Below are 255 nucleotides of genomic sequence, written 5' to 3'. Positions count from 1 at the left end.
CTAGCTCAGGTGAATCACTTCTATTGAGTTTCGCTGCAGCTTCACCTTGCCCAATTGTTCCATTTTCTTTAACAATCGGGAGATCACTTCACGGGATGAATTAAGCTCGTCCGCAATCTCCTGGTGAGTGATGGGGATGATCTTTGAGCCCAGGGTCTGGACATGTTTTTTCAGGTAAAATTCAAGCCGTTCGTCCATCGCCCTGAACGCAATATGATCAATCGTAACAAGCAGTTCTTCAAACCGTGCGCGATA

At 46.3% G+C, this 255-nt stretch carries 1 protein-coding gene; it reads right to left on the bottom strand.

Annotated features, from left to right (window positions below):
- The coding region (locus MD536_RS21855; RefSeq protein WP_239603892.1) for a Crp/Fnr family transcriptional regulator at positions 1-255 on the bottom strand (255 nt) is incomplete at its 5' end.

This window comes from Flavihumibacter cheonanensis (genome assembly GCF_022352215.1).
Classification (GTDB): domain Bacteria; phylum Bacteroidota; class Bacteroidia; order Chitinophagales; family Chitinophagaceae; genus Flavihumibacter; species Flavihumibacter cheonanensis.
Note: the sequence above shows the minus strand (reverse complement) of the source record. Positions and strands in the feature narration are given on the sequence as shown.